The sequence below is a fragment of the Streptomyces sp. NPDC048521 genome (assembly GCF_043199855.1).
Lineage (GTDB): Bacteria > Actinomycetota > Actinomycetes > Streptomycetales > Streptomycetaceae > Streptomyces.
Window position 1 is genome coordinate 183,132 of the sequence record NZ_JBICWR010000005.1, and the last position, 19,215, is coordinate 202,346.

The window sequence follows — 19,215 nt, forward strand, 5'->3', positions numbered from 1 at the left end:
GGGTCCGCAACACGGCTCTCCCGACGGGGGCTGCCGTGAACCACTGGTATGCCCGGGTTTCATCCAGGCTCCTCCCCCCGCATTGCCACAAGATGACCGTGGCGGTTCGGACACCACCACGGCATCGTCGTCGCCGCACCGCCCGGGCGCTTGAGGGCGCCCGGGGCGGCCCCGGCCTCCCCCAGGTCCGGCCGGGCCGTCGCGCCGCTCGCACGAGGGGGCGCCCCAGCGGAAGGGCCGCTGGGGCATGTGGGGGCAGGACGCCGGACGGGGCGTGTCCCGGGGCTACTTCTTCAGGCCGATCGCCGCGCAGGCCGCCTTGTACTTGGCCGTGCAGATCTGGCCGATGGTGTAGATGCCGTCCGCGACGACCGTGTCCTTGATGGTGCGCTGGGTCAGCGCGCTCACCTGGACCAGCTTGGACGGGACGTCCTTGGTGGTGGGGCTGTCGACCCTGTCCTGGGTGAGGGCGTCGAACTGGATGTCCTTGCCCTGGAGCTTGGTGACGGCCATCTGTGCGGCGGCCTCGGCCTCGTCCGGGTAGGACTTGTAGACGCTCATGTACTGCTCGCTCGTCACCACCCGCTGCACGGCGTCGAGTTCGGCGTCCTGGCCGGTGATCGGGGGCAGCTGGGTGACGCCGGCCGCCTTGAGGGCCTTGATGACACCGCCCGCCATGCCGTCGTTGGCGGCGTAGACGGCGGCGATGTTGTCCTTGCCGATCTTGGCGATCGCCGCGGCCATGCGCGCCTCGGCGTTCTCCGGCTTCCAGTCCTTGGTGTCGAAGGAGTCCGCGATCGTCACCTTGCCGCTCAGCTCGGACAGCGCGCCCTGCTTGAACTGCTTGGCGTTGGGGTCGGTGGGCGAGCCGTTCACCATGACGATCTTGTCGGAGGTGTCGGCCTTCGGGCCCAGCGCCTCCAGCAGCGTGCGGGCCTGCACCTCGCCGACCAGCTCGTTGTCGAAGGAGATGTAGGCGTCGATCGGGCCCTCGGCGAGGCGGTCGTAGGCGATGACCGGGATGCCGGCGTCCTTGGCCTTCTGCACGCCGGCGGCGACGGCGTGCGAGTCGACCGCGTCCAGCAGGATGACGTCGACCTTGTCGTCGATCATCTGCTGCAGCTGGTCGGCCTGCCGGGTGACGCTCGCGTCGGCGTTGGCGTACTTGACCTTGCCCTGCTTCTGGGTGAGTTCGGCCACCTTGTCCCGAATGATGGGGTAGTCGAACTTGTCGTAGCGGGTGTTGGCCTTCTCCGGGAGCAGCAGGCCCACGGTGATGTCGTTGCCCTTGGTCGGGCTCGCGCTCGCGCCGTCCCCCGCCGCGTTCAGCACGCCACAGCCGGCGAGCGAGAGGGTCATCGTGGACGCGGCCACGGATATGGCGATACGACGCATTCGAGGGCTCACTTCAGGTGCGTTCCGGACGTGGGTGCTGCTATACGACCCAGGTGTCTGAAAAGACAACGCGGCGGCGCCACTCGGCGTCAAGCGGAATCACTTAACGAGTCCGCAACACCACGCTCAGCTGCCCTTGTGAAGGTGGCGCGGAATCACCTCCAAACACTCTTTACGGACCCTCCATTCAAAGGGAGTTCACGGGCAGGCAAAGATCGGCACAACCAACTCCATTCCCGGCACGCCATGATCATCGGGACGCGCCCGCCGCCGCACCCGCTCGACCGGGGAAGCGAACGAACCCGGCCACGGCACCGAGGGCGTCCCGACGGCGGACGACGCCCGCTTCGGCACCGTCACCGTCCGGTTGCCGCCGTCCGGCTCGCTTCCCGGCCGACCCACACGGACGCGGGGGTACGGCGAAGGGCCCGCAGGCACGATGCCTGCGGGCCCCTCGTACGCGTTCCACTCGGCGGAGGGTCAATCCGGCTGCTGCTGCCGCTTGGGCCGCCACACCACCAGCGCGCTGGTCTGCTGCACCTCCTGGTACGGGACCAGGTCGCGGCGGTAGGAGGCGTGGACGGCGGCCTCGCGCTGCTGCATCGCGGCCGCCGCGCCGTCCAGCGCCGCCTGAAGCTCCACGACGCGGGACTGCAGGGCGGCGACCTGGTTCTCCAGTTCGATGATCCGCTTGATGCCGGCCAGGTTGATGCCCTCGTCCTGCGACAACTGCTGCACCTGGCGGAGCAGTTCGATGTCACGGGCCGAGTACCGGCGGCCCCGGCCGGCGGTGCGGTCGGGGGAGACCAGGCCCAGGCGGTCGTACTGGCGCAGCGTCTGCGGGTGGAGTCCGGAGAGCTGGGCCGCCACCGAGATGACGTAGACCGGGGTCTCCTCGGTCAGTTCATACGGGTTACGTCGACGGCCGTCCATCACTCTCAAGCTCCCTTCGCGGCCTCGAACAGCTCCGCCCGCGGGTCCTCGCCCGCGGTCGCCTCGCGATACGCCTCCAGTGCGTCACGAGCCTTCCCCGACAGGTCCTTCGGGACACTCACCTCGACGGTGACCAGCAGATCGCCGCGGGTGCCGTCCTTGCGGACCGCGCCCTTGCCACGGGCGCGCATCGTACGGCCGTTGGGGGTGCCCGGCGGCAGTTTCAGCGTGACGGCCGGACCGCCGAGGGTCGGCACCCGCACCTCGCCGCCGAGGGCCGCCTCGGGATACGTCACCGGCACGGTGACGGTGAGGTTGTCGCCCTTGCGGCCGAACACGGGGTGTTCGCCGACGTGCACGACCACGTACAGGTCGCCCGCCGGGCCGCCCCGCTCACCGGGCGCGCCCTTGCCGCGCAGCCGGATGCGCTGCCCGTCGGTGACGCCCGCCGGGATGCGGACCTGCATCGTGCGGGACGACTTGGCGCGTCCACTGCCCTTGCACTCCAGGCAGGGGTGCTCGGCGATCAGGCCGCGGCCCTTGCAGTCGGGGCAGGGGTCGGTGAGCGAGAAGCCGCCGCCCGAGCCCCGGGCGACCTGCCCGGTGCCGACGCAGGTCGGGCACACGCGCGGTGTGCCGTTCTTGTCGCCGGTGCCGGAGCAGGCCTTGCAGGGCTGCTGGGAGGTCATCCGCAGCGGGACCGTCGCGCCCTCGATCGCCTCGGTGAAGCTGAGGGTGACCTCGGTGTCGATGTCCTGGCCGCGCCGCGGCTGGGTCCGGGTCGTGCCCGTGCCGCCGCGGTTGAACAGGCCCCCGAAGACGTCACCGAGTCCACCGCCGAAGCTTCCGCTCTGGGCACCGCCTCCTCCTCCGAAGAGGTCGCCCAGGTCGAAGTTGAAGGAGCCGCCGGCCGCGCCCGGCCCGGGGCGGAAGCCGCCGTTGCCGAACAGGGTGCGGGCCTCGTCGTACTCCTTGCGCTTCTTGGGGTCGCCGAGCACGTCGTTCGCCTCGGAGATCTCCTTGAAGCGCTCCTCGGCCTTGGCGTTGCCCTTGTTGGCGTCCGGGTGGAACTCGCGGGCGAGCTTCCGGTACGCCTTCTTGATCTCGGCCTCGGTCGCGTCCTTGGGGACGCCGAGGACCTTGTAGTAGTCCTTCTCGATGAAGTCCTTGGTGCTCATCCCCGACGTCCCTCCTCTCCTGCGTCGTCGGTGATTACGTCAGCCCTCCTCCGGGCCACCGTTCTCCTTGTCGTCGCCGCCCGCCGCGGTGTTCTCCTCGGCGCCCTCGGCCTTGACGGTCTGCGCGCCGGGCTGCGGCTCGGCGACGGCCACCCGCGCGGGGCGGATGGTGCGCTCACCGATGCGGTACCCGGGCTGCAGGATCGCCACGCAGGTCGTCTCGGTGACGTCCGGCGCGTAGGAGTGCATCAGGGCCTCGTGGATCGTCGGGTCGAAGGGCTCGCCCTCCTTGCCGAACTGCTGCAGGCCCATCTTGGCCGCGACGGTCTCCAGCGACTCGGCGACGGACTTGAAGCCGCCGACCAGTTCGCCGTGTTCCCGCGCGCGGCCGATGTCGTCGAGCACGGGCAGGAGCTCGGTCAGGAGGTTCGCGATGGCGATCTCCTTGACCGCGATCCGGTCACGCTCGACGCGGCGGCGGTAGTTCTGGTACTCGGCCTGGAGGCGCTGGAGATCCGCCGTGCGCTCGCCGAGCGCCGTGCGCACCTGGTCCAGCTGGGCCACCAGGCCCGCGTCTGCACTTACGTCCCCGGCCGGGGCCGCCCCCTCCTCGGGAGCGGCCTTCGACTCGGCGTCTTCGGGGGCCGCGCCGGAGGGGACGTCGGGCTTCTCCTCGAAGCCCGGGGTCTCCTCCGTCACGCGGCACCGTCCTTGCGCTCGTCGTCCACGATCTCGGCGTCGACGACGTCGTCGTCAGCGGGCTTGGCACCACCCGCGGTGGCACCCTCGGGGCCGCCGGCCTGCGCGGCCTGGGCGTCGGCGTACATGGCCTGGCCCAGCTTCTGCGAGACGGCCGCGACCTTCTCGGTGGCGGTGCGGATCTCCGCGGTGTCCTCGCCCTTGAGGGCATCCTTCAGCTCGCCGACCGCGGCCTCGACCTCGGTCTTGACCTCGCCGGGGACCTTGTCCTCGTTGTCCTTGAGGAACTTCTCGGTCTGGTAGACCAGCTGCTCGCCCTGGTTGCGGGTCTCGGCGGCCTCGCGGCGCTTGTGGTCCTCCTCCGCGTAGCGCTCGGCCTCCTCGCGCATGCGGTCGACCTCGTCCTTCGGCAGCGAGGAGCCGCCGGTGACGGTCATCTTCTGCTCCTTGCCGGTGCCGAGGTCCTTCGCCGTGACGTGCATGATGCCGTTGGCGTCGATGTCGAAGGAGACCTCGATCTGCGGGACGCCACGCGGCGCCGGCGGCAGACCGGTCAGCTCGAACATGCCGAGCTTCTTGTTGTACGCCGCGATCTCGCGCTCGCCCTGGTAGACCTGGATCTGCACGGACGGCTGGTTGTCCTCGGCCGTCGTGAAGATCTCCGAACGCTTGGTCGGGATCGTGGTGTTGCGCTCGATCAGCTTGGTCATGATGCCGCCCTTGGTCTCGATACCGAGGGACAGCGGGGTGACGTCGAGGAGCAGGACGTCCTTGACCTCGCCCTTGAGGACACCGGCCTGGAGCGAGGCGCCGATGGCGACGACCTCGTCCGGGTTCACACCCTTGTTGGCCTCCTTGCCGCCGGTCAGCTCCTTGACCAGCTCGGCGACCGCGGGCATACGGGTGGAGCCACCGACGAGGACGACGTGGTCGATCTCGTTGATGGAGATGCCGGCGTCCTTGATGACGTTGTGGAACGGCGTCTTGCAGCGCTCCAGCAGGTCGGCCGTCAGCTGCTGGAACTGGGCTCGGGTGAGCTTCTCGTCCAGGTGCAGCGGGCCCTCGGCGGACGCGGTGATGTACGGCAGGTTGATCGAGGTCTCGGTGGAGGAGGACAGCTCGATCTTGGCCTTCTCGGCGGCCTCGCGGAGGCGCTGCAGGGCCATCTTGTCCTTGGACAGGTCCACGCCGTGGCCGGACTGGAACTGCTTGACCAGGTAGTCGACGACGCGCTGGTCCCAGTCGTCACCACCGAGGTGGTTGTCGCCGTTGGTGGCCTTCACCTCGACGACGCCGTCGCCGATCTCCAGGAGGGACACGTCGAAGGTGCCGCCACCGAGGTCGAAGACGAGGATCGTCTGGTCGTCCTTGTCGAGGCCGTAGGCCAGGGCGGCCGCGGTCGGCTCGTTGACGATGCGCAGGACGTTCAGACCGGCGATCTCACCGGCCTCCTTGGTCGCCTGACGCTCGGAGTCGTTGAAGTAGGCGGGGACGGTGATGACCGCGTCGGTCACCTTCTCGCCCAGGTAGGCCTCGGCGTCCCGCTTCAGCTTCTGCAGGATGAACGCGGAGATCTGCTGCGGGTTGAAGTCCTTCCCGTCCAGCTGGATCTTCCAGTCGGTGCCCATGTGACGCTTCACCGAGCGGATGGTCCGGTCCACGTTCGTGACCGCCTGGCGCTTGGCGACCTCGCCGACGAGCACCTCACCGTTCTTGGCGAAGGCGACGACGGACGGCGTGGTCCGGGCACCCTCGGCGTTGGTGATGACGGTGGGCTCGCCGCCCTCCAGAACGCTGACGACGGAGTTAGTCGTGCCCAGGTCGATGCCGACCGCACGTGCCATGGTTGATTCCTCCAGCTGACTTGAGTGGAACAGGCTCAAGTGTGCCTGAGGAGATGCCGCGGGTCAACAGACCTGAGCCAACTGGACTCAACTCTTATCCGTTCCTTACACGCAAGTGCCCGCTGACCTGCGTCGATACGGTGCGTCGGGGCGGCTGGACAGGGATACGAAGGAGTACGAGGACGGCCAGCAGGGCCGCTCCCGCCACCCACAGCGCGGCCCCGTCCCCGGTCCACCCGGTGTGCACGAGCACCCCCACGAGCACCGAGGAGAAGGAGCCGGCGCCCAGCAGCACGACGGACCCCTGCGGGGTGAGCCCGAGCCGCCGCAGCCGGTGCGCGAGATGGTCCGGCCGCCTCCTGAGCAGCGGGCGCCGGGCCACCAGCCGGGCGAGGACCACGAGGACGGCGTCGGCGACGGCGACGGCGCCGAGGCAGAACACCACCGCCGCGCTCGGCCCGATCGCGTACCCCGCGCGCGTGAAGACGACGGACGACGACAGCAGGAACCCGGTGAACAGCGACCCGCACGCCCCCATGCCGACCCGCGCCGGATGCCAGTTGTGCATCAGGAAGCCGGTGAGGGCGGCGGCGAACACGCTCAGCAGCACGGCGAGACCGTCCATCACCTCGGCGGCGGCGCAGGCCCCCGCACCGAACGCGGTGACCACCCCGACCGTCCCGGCCAGCCCGTCGGCGTGATCGAGCGCCTTGAAGGCGAGGGAGGCGAGCACGATCCACCCCACGGCCAGCACCCCACCCGGCACCCCCGTCTCGTCGTACGGCACCACGCAGACCGCCGCCACGGCCGTACCCGCGACGAGCACACGCGCGCGTAGCCGCCACACGTCGGCGACCAGGCCCAGCGCGGCGACCGCGGCCGCGGCGATCAGCAGCTTCCCCACCCCGTCCCCGAGCGGGGCGACCCGGGTCCATTCCCCCATCCAGGCGACCAGGCAGGTGACGGTCACGACGGCGAGCCCGCCGAGCACCGGAAGGGGCCGCTGACGGCGCGGGTCGAGGATGCCGAGCCGCAGCGCGGGCACCCTGAGCAGCGCCGCGCAGACGGCGGCGAGGAGGAGGGCGGCGGTTGCGGCGGCGATCCCGTAGAGCACGGCTCTAAGGTAGGGGCGAATGTAGCAATTCGGGATGAATAACACGATCGGATTGCCTGCCGGATGCGCCGTACGCACCCCTGGACCGGCCAGGAAGGCGGCCCTCAGCGACCCAGATCACCCCGCGCTCTGCTGCATCCCGAAGGAAGATGGGGGTAGTCTCAGACGGACTGCATAAGTTACCGCTTAGTAATGTCGCTCGGTTAATTCGAGGCCGCCTCAGGAGCCCCAATGCAACTCGCCGCGATCATCGTGTCGCTGGTCCTGATCGTGGTCGGCGTGGCACTGTTCGGCCGCGCCCTCCTGCAGATCTACAACTTCATGCGGATGGGCCAGCCGGTGCCGGCCGGTACGCGGACCAACGATCCCACACAGCGCACCATCACCGTGGCCAGGGAGTTCCTCGGCCACACCCGGATGAACCGCTGGGGCGTCGTCGGCGTGGCGCACTGGTTCGTGGCGGTGGGCTTCTTCACCCTGCTGCTGACGATCGTCAACGCGATCGGGCAGCTGTTCCAGGCGGACTGGATCCTGCCGATCCTCGGTGACTGGGCTCCTTACAACGTCTTCGTCGAGTTCATCGGCACGATGACGGTGGTCGGCATCCTGACCCTGATCGCCATCCGCCAGCTGAGCCACCCGCGCAAGCCGGGCCGCAAGTCCCGCTTCGCCGGCTCCAACTTCGGCCAGGCGTACTTCGTCGAGGCCGTCATCCTCATCGTCGGCGTCTGCATCTTCATGCTGCACGCCCTCGAAGGCGCCCAGCACCACGTGGACGGCTACGAGTCCTCGTTCTTCATCTCGTACCCGGTCGTCTCCTGGCTCGAGGGCATGGACGTCTCCACGCTCCAGAACCTCACCTACTTCTTCGCCGGCCTGAAGATCGCGACCTCCTTCATCTGGATGATCACGGTCGCCCTGAAGACCGACATGGGTGTGGCCTGGCACCGCTTCCTCGCCTTCCCGAACATCTGGTTCAAGCGCAACGCCGACGGTGAGACCTCCCTCGGCGCCCTGCTCCCGATGACCTCCGGCGGCAAGCCGATCAACTTCGAGGACCCGGGCGAGGACGACGTCTTCGGCGTCTCCCAGGTCGAGCAGTTCTCCTGGAAGGGCCTGCTGGACTTCTCCACCTGCACCGAGTGCGGCCGCTGCCAGTCGCAGTGCCCCGCCTGGAACACCGGCAAGCCGCTGTCCCCCAAGCTGCTGATCATGTCCCTGCGGGACCACGCGCACGCCAAGGCGCCGTACCTGCTGGCCGGCGGCGGCAAGACCATGGAGGGCGCGGAGAAGGCGTCCGAGGAGCAGCTCAAGGACGTGCCCGCCGCGGCTCTCGCCGAGGCCGAGCGCCCACTGATCGGCACCGCCGAGGAGAACGGCGTCATCGACCCGGACGTCCTGTGGTCCTGCACCACCTGCGGCGCCTGCGTCGAGCAGTGCCCGGTGGACATCGAGCACGTCGACCACATCGTCGACATGCGCCGCTACCAGGTCATGATCGAAAGTGCCTTCCCCTCCGAGGCGGGCACGATGCTCAAGAACCTGGAGAAGAAGGGCAACCCCTGGGGCCTGGCCAAGAAGCAGCGCCTGGAGTGGACCAAGGAGGTCGACTTCGAGGTCCCGGTCGTCGGCAAGGACATCGAGGACCTCACCGAGGTCGAGTACCTGTACTGGGTCGGCTGCGCCGGCGCCCTCGAGGACCGCGCCAAGAAGACCACCAAGGCCTTCGCCGAGCTGCTCCACATCGCGGGCGTCAAGTTCGCGATCATGGGCGGCGACGAGAAGTGCACCGGCGACTCCGCCCGCCGCCTCGGCAACGAGCCCCTGTTCCAGGAACTCGGCATGGAGAACGTCGCCGCGCTGAACATGGCCTTCGGTGAGGACGACGAGGACGAGTCGACGAAGAAGCCGAAGTCGGCGAAGAAGATCGTCGCCACCTGCCCGCACTGCCTCAACACGATCGGCAACGAGTACCCGCAGCTCGGCGGCGACTACGAGGTCATCCACCACACCCAGCTGCTCCAGCACCTGGTGGACGAGGGCAAGCTGGTCCCGGTCACCCCCGTCGAGGGCATCATCACCTACCACGACCCGTGCTACCTGGGCCGCCACAACAAGATCTACACGCCCCCGCGCGAGATCATCGGCAAGGTCCCGGGCTTGCGCAACGAGGAGATGCACCGCCACAAGGAGCGCGGCTTCTGCTGCGGCGCCGGCGGCGCCCGGATGTGGATGGAGGAGCGGATCGGCAAGCGCATCAACAACGAGCGCGTCGACGAGGCCCTCTCCCTCAACCCGGACATCGTCTCCACCGCCTGCCCGTTCTGCCTCGTCATGCTCACGGACTCCGTGAACGGCAAGAAGAACGACGGCAAGGCCAAGGAGTCCATCCAGGTCGTGGACGTCGCCCAGCTGCTGCTGGACTCCGTCAAGACCCCGGTCCCGGACGACGAGCCCCCGGCGGGCACGGCCCCGTCGGAGACCGAGCCGGAGCCCGAGCCGGTGAAGTAACGGCCCCCGAAACCCGACAGCGCCCCCTGACCCGCACAGGCAGGGGGCGTCGTCGTACCCGGGGGCCCGGATGTCACAGGCGAGGGCCGCTGTCTCGTCCACGGGACGGACAACCCCTCGACCGAGGAGCGGATCATGAATCTCGCGCTGTGGATCGTTGCCGGACTGCTGGCCGTGGTGGCCCTGACCGGCGGCATCGGCAAGACGTTCGTGCCCAGGGAGAAACTGGCCGCGGTGCAGGGCGGGGGATGGACCGCGGACACCGGCGCCCCCTTCGTCAAGAGCCTCGGCGTCCTCGAACTCCTGGCCGCCGCGGGCCTGATCCTGCCCGGCGCGCTCGGCATCGCACCGGTTCTGGTGCCGGTGACCGCCGTCTGCTGGACCCTGCTGATGATCGGCGCGATGATCACCCACGGCCGCCGCGACGAACACCGGTTCGTGCTGCTGAACCTGATCTACCTCGCGCTCGCCGTACTCCTCGCGTGGGGTCGCTTCGGCCCCGAGTCCTTCACCGGCTGACCGGCGAGTCGATGGCCGATCACCAGGACGTCAAGGAGGAGCAGGCATGAACAGGACCGAGGAGTTCCAGGAGCTGCGGCCGCTGCTGTTCTCGATCGCCTACCGGATACTGGGCGGCGTCAGCGAGGCCGAGGACGCGGTCCAGGAGACCTGGCTGCGCTTCGAGGCCTCCCCGACCGAGCCCAGATCGGTCAAGGCCTTCCTCTCGGCCACGGTCACCCGGCTCTCGATCGACGTGCTGCGCTCGGCCCGCGTCCGGCGGGAGCAGTACGTCGGGCCGTGGTTCCCCGAGCCGCTGCTCGCCGACCCCTACGAGGATCCGGCGCGGTCGGCGGAGCTGGCCGACTCGGTGTCGATGGCGGCCCTGTTGCTGCTCGAGCGGCTCAGTCCGCTCGAACGGGCGGTCTTCGTCCTGCGGGAGGTGTTCGACTTCGGCTTCCCCGAGGTCGCGTCGGCGGTGGGACGCTCGGAGGCGGCGTGCCGCCAGCTGGCGGTGCGGGCCCGGCGCCACATGGCCGCGGGCCGGCCCCGCTTCGAAGCGGACCGCAAGGAGCGGGAGGAACTGGCGTCGCGCTTCTTCGACGCCCTCCGCGAAGGCGACGTCGCCGGCCTGCGGGACCTGCTCGCCGCCGACGTGACGATGGTCGGCGACGGCGGCGGCAAGGCCCCGCAGCTGGCCAGGACCGTCATCGGCGCGGAGAACGTGGCCCGGCTGCTCGCCCTCGCCTTCCCCCGGATGGCCCGGATCGGCGTGACATGCGAGCCGCACGAGGTCAACGGCCAGCCGGGCGCGATCGTCCGCGACCAGGACGGCAAGGTGCTCAACACCCTGACGCTCGACGTACTGGACGGACAGATCCAGGCAGTCCGCTTCGTGATCAACCCCGACAAGCTGGGGCACCTGGGCCCGGTGGCGGACGCCTGGGCGATCGACCGCGCGGTAAGACCAGCACGCCGCCCCAGGCCATGACCGCTCCGGCATCGAGCAACGCCACACCCCGAAAGGCAGCTCCGTTCCACCCCGGCAAGCCCATGCACGCGCCTGTCTCGCCCTTCGCAAGAGCCCCCACGAAAACTTTCGACACCCCTTGGAACAAAACCGCCCATCACTAACCAGCCGACCCGCCCCGGTCCCTCAGACGGTGATCGGCGGATTCGGGCCGGGGGACAACGCAAAGGAGCAGGTCAGCGAGTGGTTGGGACAGCCTGCAAGTGGCCCAAATCCGCCAATCGCCCTCCCAAGCGACCCACCGCCCGCAAGACGCTCAGCCGACCCGGCGTCCATGCGAGACGCGGACGCGCCCCACCCACCAGCCGCTCACCGCCAAACCCACCCGGCGCCCATGCGAGACGCAGACGCGCCCCCACCGCCGACGGCGCGAACGCAGCGCAGCGCAGCCAAGGGACCGGTACCGGTAAGGCGCCCACTTTCCCCGGGCTGCCCGCTCGCTTCTCCCCCGTGCTGGAGCGAGGCGTGTCAAGGGTGGCCCGGAGGGCCATCGCCGAAGGCGACGCGCAGCGCCCTTGACTCGCCTCGCGGAAGCACGACACTGGCCGAGAAGCGGGCGGCCCCACGGCCACCGAACAGCTCGGCACAGTTCACAAGCCTCCGTTCCCTCCGCTCAGTTCAGCTGCTCCAGCCTCCGCCCCCGGCTCTCCGCGATACGGAGGGCGTCATCGAGAGCCTGGGTCAAGCACTCGGCCAGGAAACGGAGTTCACCTGGTGCGGTGTCCGGCAGGATCTGCCGGACATGAGCGAGCAGTTGTCCGCCCATGCCGAGCTGAACGGACTCCGTGGCGTCGGCCAGTCGAGAGAGCGGCCCGTCGCGGTCGTCGGTGATGAGGTAACAGGGCTTGCCCTCGGTACCGGTCCAGGGCAGCAGCCGCGGCGCCTGCCTCACGCGACCTCCAGCCCGTGGATCAGGTACGGCCCGGTCACGTACGGCCGTACAGCCCGGACACTGGTGGCGTCGAGGGGCGCGTCGAGGCCGTACGGGCTGCGGTGGCGGGGGAGGGACAGAGGCTGGGCCGGCCAGGGGTCGGCGTCGGCGTACGGCAGGCGTTCCCTCCCGGGCGGGAAGAGCAGCACGCTCACCCAGGTGACGAGGCGGCGGATAAGGTCGGTCACGTCATCAGCTCCGTTGTCTTCAGCTGGTGGCCACGCCCCCGGACGGCTCCACCCGTCGCGGGGGTCCTTCGCTGGCTCACTGTAGCGGTAGTGCTGCATGGTGTACTAGGGCCTATCACGGATCGCACTGGTGTACTCCGGACGGGCATGGTGGTGTGGTGATGCAGTTCGCACCAGACATTCCACGCTGGCGACAGGTCGCCGAGGTCATCCGCGGGCGGATCGAGGACGGGACCTACCCGCCCCGCACTCGGGTGCCGTCCGTCATGCAGATCATCGCGGAGTTCGGAATCGCAACAGCGACGGCCCAAAAGGTCCTTCAGAACCTGCGCAGGGAGGGCCTCATTTACACCGAACCCGGCCTCGGCTCCTTCGTGGCCAAGCGCCCCGCCGAAGACCCCGAGCAGCCCGCGTAGGACTACTCGGCGACGGGGCGCCACACGCGCGTCTCTCCCGAGTCTCCCCCGCGGCTCCGCCTAGGCCCCCTTGGGCCCGGCCTGCTGCACCACCTCGAAGGACCACAGGGTGGACCCGGAGGCAGCCGGCCGGGGCCGCTCGCCTCCCTCGCCGCCACCCTGGTGCGCGGCCTTCATCGGACCCTCCATCCACGCCTGGAACGACTCCTCGTCACGCCAGCGCGTGTACACGAGGTACGTGTCGGTGCCCTCGACGGGCCGCAGCAGCTCGAACCACTCGAAGCCGTCGGAGTTCTCCACGGCGTGGGCCCGCGAAGCGAACCGCTTCTCCAGTACCTCCCGCTGCTCGGCGGGAACGGTCAGCACGTTGATCTTCACTACGCTCATGGCACCATCCTCGCCCACAACACGGCCGGGGCAGGGGTGTCGCCGCCACTCGAACACGTGCATCATTGCCGGGGTTGCCAACGGGGCCGGCGAGGTGAACGGTGCGGATGCGAAGCGGCAGGACGTGTACGGCAGCGGTGGCCGTGGGCTGTGCTCTCCTGCTCGGCGCCTGCGGCCCGGCCGACGGCACCGGGGCCGGACAGCCCGAGCCGACCGGGATCGCGGACGGCCCCGCCGAACTGCCCGTGCCCCGCGGCAAGGGCAGCAAGGTCCCGGACGACTTCAACGGCGACGGCCACCGCGACCTCGTCCTCGACGACCTGGTCAAGGCGCAGAGCCACGCCGACGACGCGGGCATCGGGATCGTGTACGGCAGCGCGCACGGACTCCGGCCGGGGGCCCGGCAGTTGCTCAGTCCCACGAAGCAGGCGGTTCCCACCGGGGGCCGGCTGCCGGCCGTCTTCGACGCCGAGGAGAGCTGTGACCTCGACGCAGACGGCTTCACCGATCTGGTCGTGTCGACCGATCCGCCGTACGACGGCCAGGGCCGGCCACCGGTGCCGCTGCAGATCCTCTTCGGCTCCCCGGCCGGACTCACCGGCCGGGGGGTGAAGCTCGCCGTCCCGGCCCGCGCCCGCTACGGCAACGACTGGCCGGACCAGCCGGTGTGCGGCGACTTCGACGGTGACGGCACAGCCGACCTGGTGGTGCACGCTTCCGGCGGGAAACTGTCGTATCTGCGCGGCCCGTTCAGCCGTCGGGGCGTCCCGCGCGCGGCCGGTGCGCCCCTGCCCTCCCCCGGTGAGGTGCCCGTCGGTCCCGCCACCGACGTCGACGGGGACGGGGACGACGACCTGGTGGTCCGTGCCGCGGAGGGCACCGGCCCGGCCGCGGTCGTCCTCGGCGGCCCCACCGGTCCGGCCCGCACCGGCGCCCTCCTGCCCGCAGGCGTCGACGTGGCCCTCGGCCGCTTCGGGCAGGGCAGGGCACTGGACGCGGCCGTGGGCGGCATGGGGGAGACGCTGCTGCGCTACGACCTCCCGGCCCCGGCCGTCCGGGCCGCCCTCGCCGCCCCCGGCTCGATGCTCGACGCCGCCGACTTCGACGGGGACGGCCGCGACGAACTCCTCTCCAGCGGCTCCCGGTTGCGTGTGTTCCACGCGGGTGCGGCCGGTCTGTCGACGCGCGGCGCGGTCACCGTCGTACCCCGGGCGTCCGGCACGACCCGGGTGCTGGCCGCCGCCGACTTCGACGGGGACGGGCGCGCCGACCTGGCCGTACGGACGTACCGGGGCGAGACGCGGGACACGGTCGCCGTGTACGCGGGCACGGCGAAGGGGCTGGTCGGGGCCGGGCCGGCGGTGGCCTTCTCCACGTCGGTGTTCCTGGAGCCATAGCCCGCCCACCCGCTGTCGCAGCAGCCTCGGAAAATTACCGAACTCACGTACAACCTTTACGCCCCGACACAGGTCTCCTTGATCGCCGACCACCTGTGAACCGCGGGACAACTCGCGTCGAACACGGGGAGTCCGCACCCCATCGACTGTGGATGCCCGCCAGGCATCCCCCGCATGCCGCAGGAGAAACCGCATGCACAAACACCGCCGACTCGCCCTCGCGACGGCCACCGCGGCCGCGCTGACGGGCGGTCTGCTCACCTTCGCCGCCTCGCCCGCGACCGCCGCCGACTCCGTCAAGGTCGCGAAGGCCGACTTCAACGGCGACGGCATCGGCGACGTCGCCACCTCGGCGGCCGGCGCCTACGTCAGCGGCCGGAAGGCCGCCGGCCAGGTCGTCGTGCTGTACGGCACGGCCACCGGCGTCTCGTCCGCCAAGCGCACCGTCATCAGCCAGAACACCACCGGCGTCGCCGGCACCGCCGAGGCCGGCGACGGCTTCGGCCAGGACACGGCCTACGGCGACTTCAACGCCGACGGCTACGACGACCTCGCCGTCGGCTCCCCCTACGAGAAGGTCGGCACCGACACCAACGGCGGCGACCTCGTCATCCTGTGGGGCTCCAAGACCGGCCTGACCGGTAAGTCCGCCCACCTGGTCGACCCGGCCGTCTCCTCCCACGACTACTGGGGCAAGGACCTCGCCGCCGGCGACTTCGACGGCGACGGCAAGACGGACCTGGTCGTCGGCAGCTCCTCCGCCACCCTCTACCTCTACAAGGGCGGCATCAGCGGCTCCGGCACCGCGGGCAGCGTCACCACCGTCAAGCCGCCCATCCTGTCCGGCAGCAACGACTACCCGTTCGGCCCGATGAGCCTGACCGCCGGTGACGTCAACGGCGACGGCCGCACCGACCTCGTGGTCGACGGCTACGAGACCTCCACGCAGTACGGCTGGAACACCAACTACTGGCTGCCCGGCACTGCGAGCGGTCTGAGCGGCTCCACCGCCAAGGCCCTCAAGCCCGGCATCATCACCGCCATCGGCGACATCAACGGCGACGGCTTCGGCGACATCGTCAGCGGCGCCGGCTGGGACGCCACCACCGAGGACGGCACCCCCGTCCCGGACGCCTCCAACGGCGGCCGGGTGAATATCACCTACGGGTCCGCCTCCGGTCCGGCCGGCACCACCGGCATCAACCAGAACACCGGCAGCGTCCCCGGCACCTCGGAGAAGGGCGACTCCTTCGGCTGGGACCTCGACCTCGGTGACATCAACGGCGACGGCTACCAGGACCTCGTGGTCAGCGCCCCGATGGAGGACATCGAGGGCGTCGCCGACACCGGCGCGGTCACCGTCCTGTACGGCTCGGCGTCCGGCGTGAACACCGCCTCCGGCACCCAGTCCTTCAACCAGAACACCACCGGGGTCCCCGGCGGCAACGAGAAGAACGACCTGTTCGGCATGGACGTCAAGCTCGACGACGTCACCGGCGACGGCAAGGCCGACCTGGTGATCGGCGCGAACGAGGACAGCGGCGACGGCGCCCTGACCTACCTGCCGTCCAGCGGCACGAAGATCACCACCTCCGGCAGCCGCTTCATCGGCGCCGGCACCGTCGGCGTCTCCACCTCGGGCACCCCGCAGTTCGGCGCTCTCTTCGCCGACTGACCAGCCCTCGTCCCTCCCACCCGTGGCCGGGCCCGCAGCCGTGCGGGCCCGGCCTCCTCCCCACCCGGAGCCCCGCCTTGCGCAAGCGCGTCCTCCTGCTGGCCGCCACCCTGACCACCGGCCTGCTCACCGCCCTTCCCGTCACCCCGGCCACCGCCGCGCCCTCCCGGCTCAGCGGCGACTTCAACGGTGACGGCTACCTGGACATCGCCCTGAGCGCCGCCAGCCACCAGGTCGGCAAGGCGCAGCAGGCCGGTGCGGTCGTCGTGCTCTACGGCTCGTCCTCGGGCGTCTCGGCCGCCCGGCGCACCCTGATCACGCAGAACTCCACCGGCGTCCCGGGCACCGCCGAGGCGGGCGACCTCTTCGGCGAGAGCCTGGCCGCCGGCGACCTCGACGGCGACGGCTACTCCGACCTCGTCGTGGGCGCCCCGAACGAGACCATCGGCGACCGGGACGCCGTGGGCAGCGCCACCATCCTGTGGGGCGGCCCGTCCGGCCTGTCCGGCGGTGCCCTGGTGCCCCAGCCGTCCACCCTCTCCGAGTGGGGCAACTTCGCCATCGGCATCGCGATCGCCGACTTCGACGGGGACGGAAAGAACGACGTCACCCTGACCGGGCGGACCCAGACCCGCATCTACAAGGGCCCCTTCACCCGCACGGGCACCCCGGTGAGCAACCTCCGTGTCGGCGAGCTGGGCACCACGTCCAACGTGTTCGCGGGCGACCTGAACGGCGACCGCGCCGCCGAGCGCGTCTACCCGTTCACCGTCGACGGCGACGAGGGCGGCGAGATCGACTACTTCACCTGGACCGGCTCCCAGCACGTCATGAAGGAGCTGCCCAACGCCGACGGCCTGCCCGGCTCGATCGGTGACATCAACGGCGACGGCTACGGCGACGTGGTCCTCGGCGACCCCACGGACCCCGGCACGTCCAAGAAGTCCGGCCACAGGGGCGGCCAGATCTCCGTCTGGTACGGCGGCCCGAACGGCCCCGCCCCCACCCAGACCCCGACCGTGATCCACCAGGACACCACGGGCGTACCCGGCGCAGGCGAGACGGACGACCTGTTCGGCTCCTCGGTCGGCACCGGTGACATCAACGGCGACGGCTACGCCGACGTCGCGGTCGGCGCGCCCGGCGAGGACCTGGGCAAGGCCGGCGAGGCGGGCGCGGTGACCATCCTGTTCGGTTCCGCCTCCGGCCTGACCACCAAGGGCTCGAAGATCTGGACGCAGGACACGGAGGGCGTGCCCGGCGGCTCCGAGGCCTGGGACCGGTTCGGCCAGTCGGTCCGGCTGATCGACATCAACAAGAACGGCAAGGCCGACCTCGTCACGGGCGCGGGCGGCGAGAACGGCTACGGCGCCGTCACCGTCCTGCGCGGCACCGCCTCCGGTCTGACGACCGATTACGCCAAGTTCATCAGCGCCCGTGACGTCTCCGTGCAGGGCATCGGGGACTTCGCCTGGGCCATCGCTCAGTGACGTATCCCCGGCTCCGGCCCTCCCGAGGGAACTCCCTGCGTGCACGCGTCCTCGCCGTCGCCCTCGCCGGCGCGCTGGCCCCGCTCGCCCTGGCCGTGCCCGCCGCTCAGGCGGCCACGGCCGCCGCCCCGTACGACTTCGACGGCGACGGCCGCGCCGACCTCGCGATCGGCGCCCCCGACGCGACCGTCGGCGGCCAGTCCAAGGCGGGCGCCGTCTCGGTCGTCTACGGCGGCTCCGCCGGGCTGAAGACGGCCACGCGCACCCTGATCACCCAGAACACCTCCGGCGTCCCCGGCACCGCCGAGGCGGGCGACGCGTTCGGCAGCGCCGTCGCCTCGGCCGACCTGAACAAGGACGGCTACGCCGACCTCCTGATCGGCGCGCCCGGTGAGGACGTCGACGGCGACACCAACGGCGGCACGGTGGTCGTCGTCTGGGGCGCCAAGTCCGGTCTGTCCGGGTCCCGTACGCTCGTCGACTACTGGACGGAAGAGACGGACCGGTACGGGCAGGCGCTGGCCGTGGGCGACCTCGACGGCGACGGTGACCTGGATGCCGTGATCGGTTCCACCGGCTCGAGCGCCCTGAACTTCGTCAACGGCCCGATCACCAGGTCCGGATCCTTCCAGGGCGGTTCGGGCGCCGGGTTCCCCGCCCCCTACTCGCCCTCGTACGGCGTCACCTCCGTGTCCGCCGGGCGGGTCTCCCCCGCCTGGTCCGCCAGCCTGGTGGTGCACGGCCGGCGGCCCGGCACCGGCGCCGCCGTCACCCACCTGGTCACCGACCCGTCCATCGGCAACTACACCGACTGGTGGCAGCAGCTGCCCGCCGGCACGGTCTCGGCGATCGGCGACATCGACAAGGACGGGTACGCCGACATCGCGGTCGGCAACCCGGCCGAGCCCTCCGCCGACCCGGCCGGGGCCAAGGGCGGCAGGGTCACCGTGGTCTACGGCGGACCGGGCGGCAAGGACACCTCCCGCGCCCCGCTGGTCCTCGGCCAGGACACGCCGGGCGTGCCGGGCGCGGCCGAGACCGGCGACGGGTTCGGCGGCAGCGTCTTCCTGGGCGACGTCGACGGAGACGGGTTCAAGGACCTGGCGGTCGGTGCTTCCGGCGAGGACTCCGGCACCGGATCGGTCACCGTCCTCCACGGCACCGCCTCCGGGCTGACCACCAAGGGTGCGGTGTCGTACACCCAGAACACCGCGGGCGTGCCCGGCACCGCCGAGAAGGGCGACCGCTTCGGCGCACGGGTCCTGCTCGCCGACCACTCCGGCGACCACCGCGCCGAGCTGACCGTGGCGGGCCCGGGCGAGAACGCGGGCGACGGCGCGGTGTGGTCACTGCGCGGCGCGGCCGGCGGACCCACCACGGCCGGCGCGCTCTCCTTCGGCCCGTCGACCACGGGGGTCTCCACCGCGGGCGCCCCGCGGTACGGCGCGGTCCTGAACAACTGACGCCTCGCGAGAGGGGAAGCCGGGGCCAAACCCCGGCCGGACCCTGAATCGGCGCCCCTGCGCTCC

Annotated in this window: 17 protein-coding genes; 8 read left to right on the forward strand and 9 right to left on the reverse strand. The window is 70.7% G+C overall.

Going from position 1 to position 19,215, the window contains the following annotated elements; all coding sequences use genetic code 11:
• Positions 1–285 precede the first annotated feature (285 nt).
• From ACGFRF_RS14470 to ACGFRF_RS14495, 6 genes are all read right to left on the reverse strand, one after another.
• Positions 286–1,395 carry a sugar ABC transporter substrate-binding protein gene (locus tag ACGFRF_RS14470; RefSeq protein ID WP_393739669.1) on the reverse strand — a complete coding sequence of 370 codons (1,110 nt, stop codon included), beginning with the start codon at positions 1,393–1,395 and terminating at the stop codon, positions 286–288.
• A gap of 480 nt (positions 1,396–1,875) precedes the next feature.
• On the reverse strand, positions 1,876–2,328 hold the full coding sequence (locus ACGFRF_RS14475; RefSeq protein WP_393739671.1) for a heat shock protein transcriptional repressor HspR: 453 nt from the start codon (positions 2,326–2,328) through the stop codon (positions 1,876–1,878).
• Between the two features lie 5 nt (positions 2,329–2,333).
• Positions 2,334–3,506, reverse strand: a complete 1,173-nt coding sequence (gene dnaJ / locus ACGFRF_RS14480; RefSeq protein WP_393739673.1) for a molecular chaperone DnaJ — start codon at positions 3,504–3,506, stop codon at positions 2,334–2,336.
• Positions 3,507–3,545: 39 nt separating this feature from the next.
• Positions 3,546–4,205, reverse strand: a complete 660-nt coding sequence (grpE, locus tag ACGFRF_RS14485; RefSeq protein ID WP_393739675.1) for a nucleotide exchange factor GrpE — start codon at positions 4,203–4,205, stop codon at positions 3,546–3,548.
• Positions 4,202–6,049 (reverse strand): molecular chaperone DnaK, encoded by a 1,848-nt coding sequence (dnaK, locus tag ACGFRF_RS14490; protein WP_393739677.1) that lies wholly within the window; start codon positions 6,047–6,049, stop codon positions 4,202–4,204. Before dnaK ends, grpE begins: the two co-directional genes overlap by 4 nt.
• A 94-nt stretch (positions 6,050–6,143) precedes the next feature.
• Positions 6,144–7,163, reverse strand: a complete 1,020-nt coding sequence (locus ACGFRF_RS14495) for an MraY family glycosyltransferase (RefSeq protein ID WP_393739679.1) — start codon at positions 7,161–7,163, stop codon at positions 6,144–6,146.
• Positions 7,164–7,394: 231 nt separating this feature from the next.
• Here ACGFRF_RS14495 and ACGFRF_RS14500 point away from each other — a divergent pair, with 231 nt between their 5' ends.
• From ACGFRF_RS14500 to ACGFRF_RS14510, 3 genes are all read left to right on the forward strand, one after another.
• Positions 7,395–9,674, forward strand: coding sequence for a (Fe-S)-binding protein (locus tag ACGFRF_RS14500; RefSeq protein WP_393739681.1), 2,280 nt, complete (start codon positions 7,395–7,397; stop codon positions 9,672–9,674).
• A gap of 135 nt (positions 9,675–9,809) precedes the next feature.
• Positions 9,810–10,193: a DoxX family protein gene (locus ACGFRF_RS14505; RefSeq protein WP_393739683.1), complete on the forward strand. Its 384-nt coding sequence runs from the start codon at positions 9,810–9,812 to the stop codon at positions 10,191–10,193.
• A gap of 46 nt (positions 10,194–10,239) precedes the next feature.
• Positions 10,240–11,163, forward strand: coding sequence for an RNA polymerase sigma-70 factor (locus tag ACGFRF_RS14510; RefSeq protein ID WP_393739685.1), 924 nt, complete (start codon positions 10,240–10,242; stop codon positions 11,161–11,163).
• A gap of 652 nt (positions 11,164–11,815) precedes the next feature.
• Here the strand turns inward: ACGFRF_RS14510 and ACGFRF_RS14515 are convergent.
• Both ACGFRF_RS14515 and ACGFRF_RS14520 read right to left on the reverse strand, forming a co-directional pair.
• Positions 11,816–12,094: a hypothetical protein gene (locus tag ACGFRF_RS14515; RefSeq protein ID WP_393739687.1), complete on the reverse strand. Its 279-nt coding sequence runs from the start codon at positions 12,092–12,094 to the stop codon at positions 11,816–11,818.
• A complete protein-coding gene (locus ACGFRF_RS14520) occupies positions 12,091–12,321 on the reverse strand; it encodes a hypothetical protein (protein ID WP_393739689.1) in 231 nt (76 codons plus the stop codon). Before ACGFRF_RS14520 ends, ACGFRF_RS14515 begins: the two co-directional genes overlap by 4 nt.
• Positions 12,322–12,482: 161 nt before the next feature.
• Between ACGFRF_RS14520 and ACGFRF_RS14525 the strand changes: the two genes are divergently transcribed.
• On the forward strand, positions 12,483–12,737 hold the full coding sequence (locus tag ACGFRF_RS14525) for a GntR family transcriptional regulator (protein WP_393739691.1): 255 nt from the start codon (positions 12,483–12,485) through the stop codon (positions 12,735–12,737).
• A gap of 60 nt (positions 12,738–12,797) precedes the next feature.
• Here the strand turns inward: ACGFRF_RS14525 and ACGFRF_RS14530 are convergent, their stop codons facing one another.
• Positions 12,798–13,124 carry an antibiotic biosynthesis monooxygenase family protein gene (locus tag ACGFRF_RS14530; protein ID WP_393739693.1) on the reverse strand — a complete coding sequence of 109 codons (327 nt, stop codon included), beginning with the start codon at positions 13,122–13,124 and terminating at the stop codon, positions 12,798–12,800.
• 107 nt (positions 13,125–13,231) lie between these two features.
• Between ACGFRF_RS14530 and ACGFRF_RS14535 the strand changes: the two genes are divergently transcribed.
• From ACGFRF_RS14535 to ACGFRF_RS14550, 4 genes are all read left to right on the forward strand, one after another.
• The gene (locus ACGFRF_RS14535; RefSeq protein WP_393739695.1) at positions 13,232–14,521 is read left to right on the forward strand and encodes an FG-GAP repeat domain-containing protein; all 1,290 of its coding nucleotides are present in this window, start codon (positions 13,232–13,234) and stop codon (positions 14,519–14,521) included.
• 193 nt (positions 14,522–14,714) lie between these two features.
• Positions 14,715–16,196, forward strand: a complete 1,482-nt coding sequence (locus ACGFRF_RS14540) for an FG-GAP and VCBS repeat-containing protein (protein WP_393739696.1) — start codon at positions 14,715–14,717, stop codon at positions 16,194–16,196.
• A gap of 77 nt (positions 16,197–16,273) precedes the next feature.
• Positions 16,274–17,686, forward strand: a complete 1,413-nt coding sequence (locus tag ACGFRF_RS14545; RefSeq protein ID WP_393739698.1) for an FG-GAP-like repeat-containing protein — start codon at positions 16,274–16,276, stop codon at positions 17,684–17,686.
• Positions 17,683–19,149, forward strand: coding sequence for an FG-GAP repeat protein (locus tag ACGFRF_RS14550; protein WP_393739700.1), 1,467 nt, complete (start codon positions 17,683–17,685; stop codon positions 19,147–19,149). The genes ACGFRF_RS14545 and ACGFRF_RS14550 overlap by 4 nt, the downstream gene beginning before the upstream one ends.
• The last annotated feature ends 66 nt before the right edge of the window (positions 19,150–19,215 follow it).

What these genes read in the sequence shown, in the direction of transcription:
- ACGFRF_RS14470 (WP_393739669.1), bottom strand. Translation starts at nt 1,395, where the DNA reads ATGCGTCGTATCGCCATATCCGTGGCCGCGTCCACGATGACCCTCTCG.
- ACGFRF_RS14475 (WP_393739671.1), bottom strand. Translation starts at nt 2,328, where the DNA reads ATGGACGGCCGTCGACGTAACCCGTATGAACTGACCGAGGAGACCCCG.
- dnaJ (WP_393739673.1), bottom strand. Translation starts at nt 3,506, where the DNA reads ATGAGCACCAAGGACTTCATCGAGAAGGACTACTACAAGGTCCTCGGC.
- dnaK (WP_393739677.1), bottom strand. Translation starts at nt 6,049, where the DNA reads ATGGCACGTGCGGTCGGCATCGACCTGGGCACGACTAACTCCGTCGTC.
- ACGFRF_RS14500 (WP_393739681.1), top strand. Translation starts at nt 7,395, where the DNA reads ATGCAACTCGCCGCGATCATCGTGTCGCTGGTCCTGATCGTGGTCGGC.
- ACGFRF_RS14505 (WP_393739683.1), top strand. Translation starts at nt 9,810, where the DNA reads ATGAATCTCGCGCTGTGGATCGTTGCCGGACTGCTGGCCGTGGTGGCC.
- ACGFRF_RS14510 (WP_393739685.1), top strand. Translation starts at nt 10,240, where the DNA reads ATGAACAGGACCGAGGAGTTCCAGGAGCTGCGGCCGCTGCTGTTCTCG.
- ACGFRF_RS14525 (WP_393739691.1), top strand. Translation starts at nt 12,483, where the DNA reads ATGCAGTTCGCACCAGACATTCCACGCTGGCGACAGGTCGCCGAGGTC.
- ACGFRF_RS14530 (WP_393739693.1), bottom strand. Translation starts at nt 13,124, where the DNA reads ATGAGCGTAGTGAAGATCAACGTGCTGACCGTTCCCGCCGAGCAGCGG.
- ACGFRF_RS14535 (WP_393739695.1), top strand. Translation starts at nt 13,232, where the DNA reads ATGCGAAGCGGCAGGACGTGTACGGCAGCGGTGGCCGTGGGCTGTGCT.
- ACGFRF_RS14540 (WP_393739696.1), top strand. Translation starts at nt 14,715, where the DNA reads ATGCACAAACACCGCCGACTCGCCCTCGCGACGGCCACCGCGGCCGCG.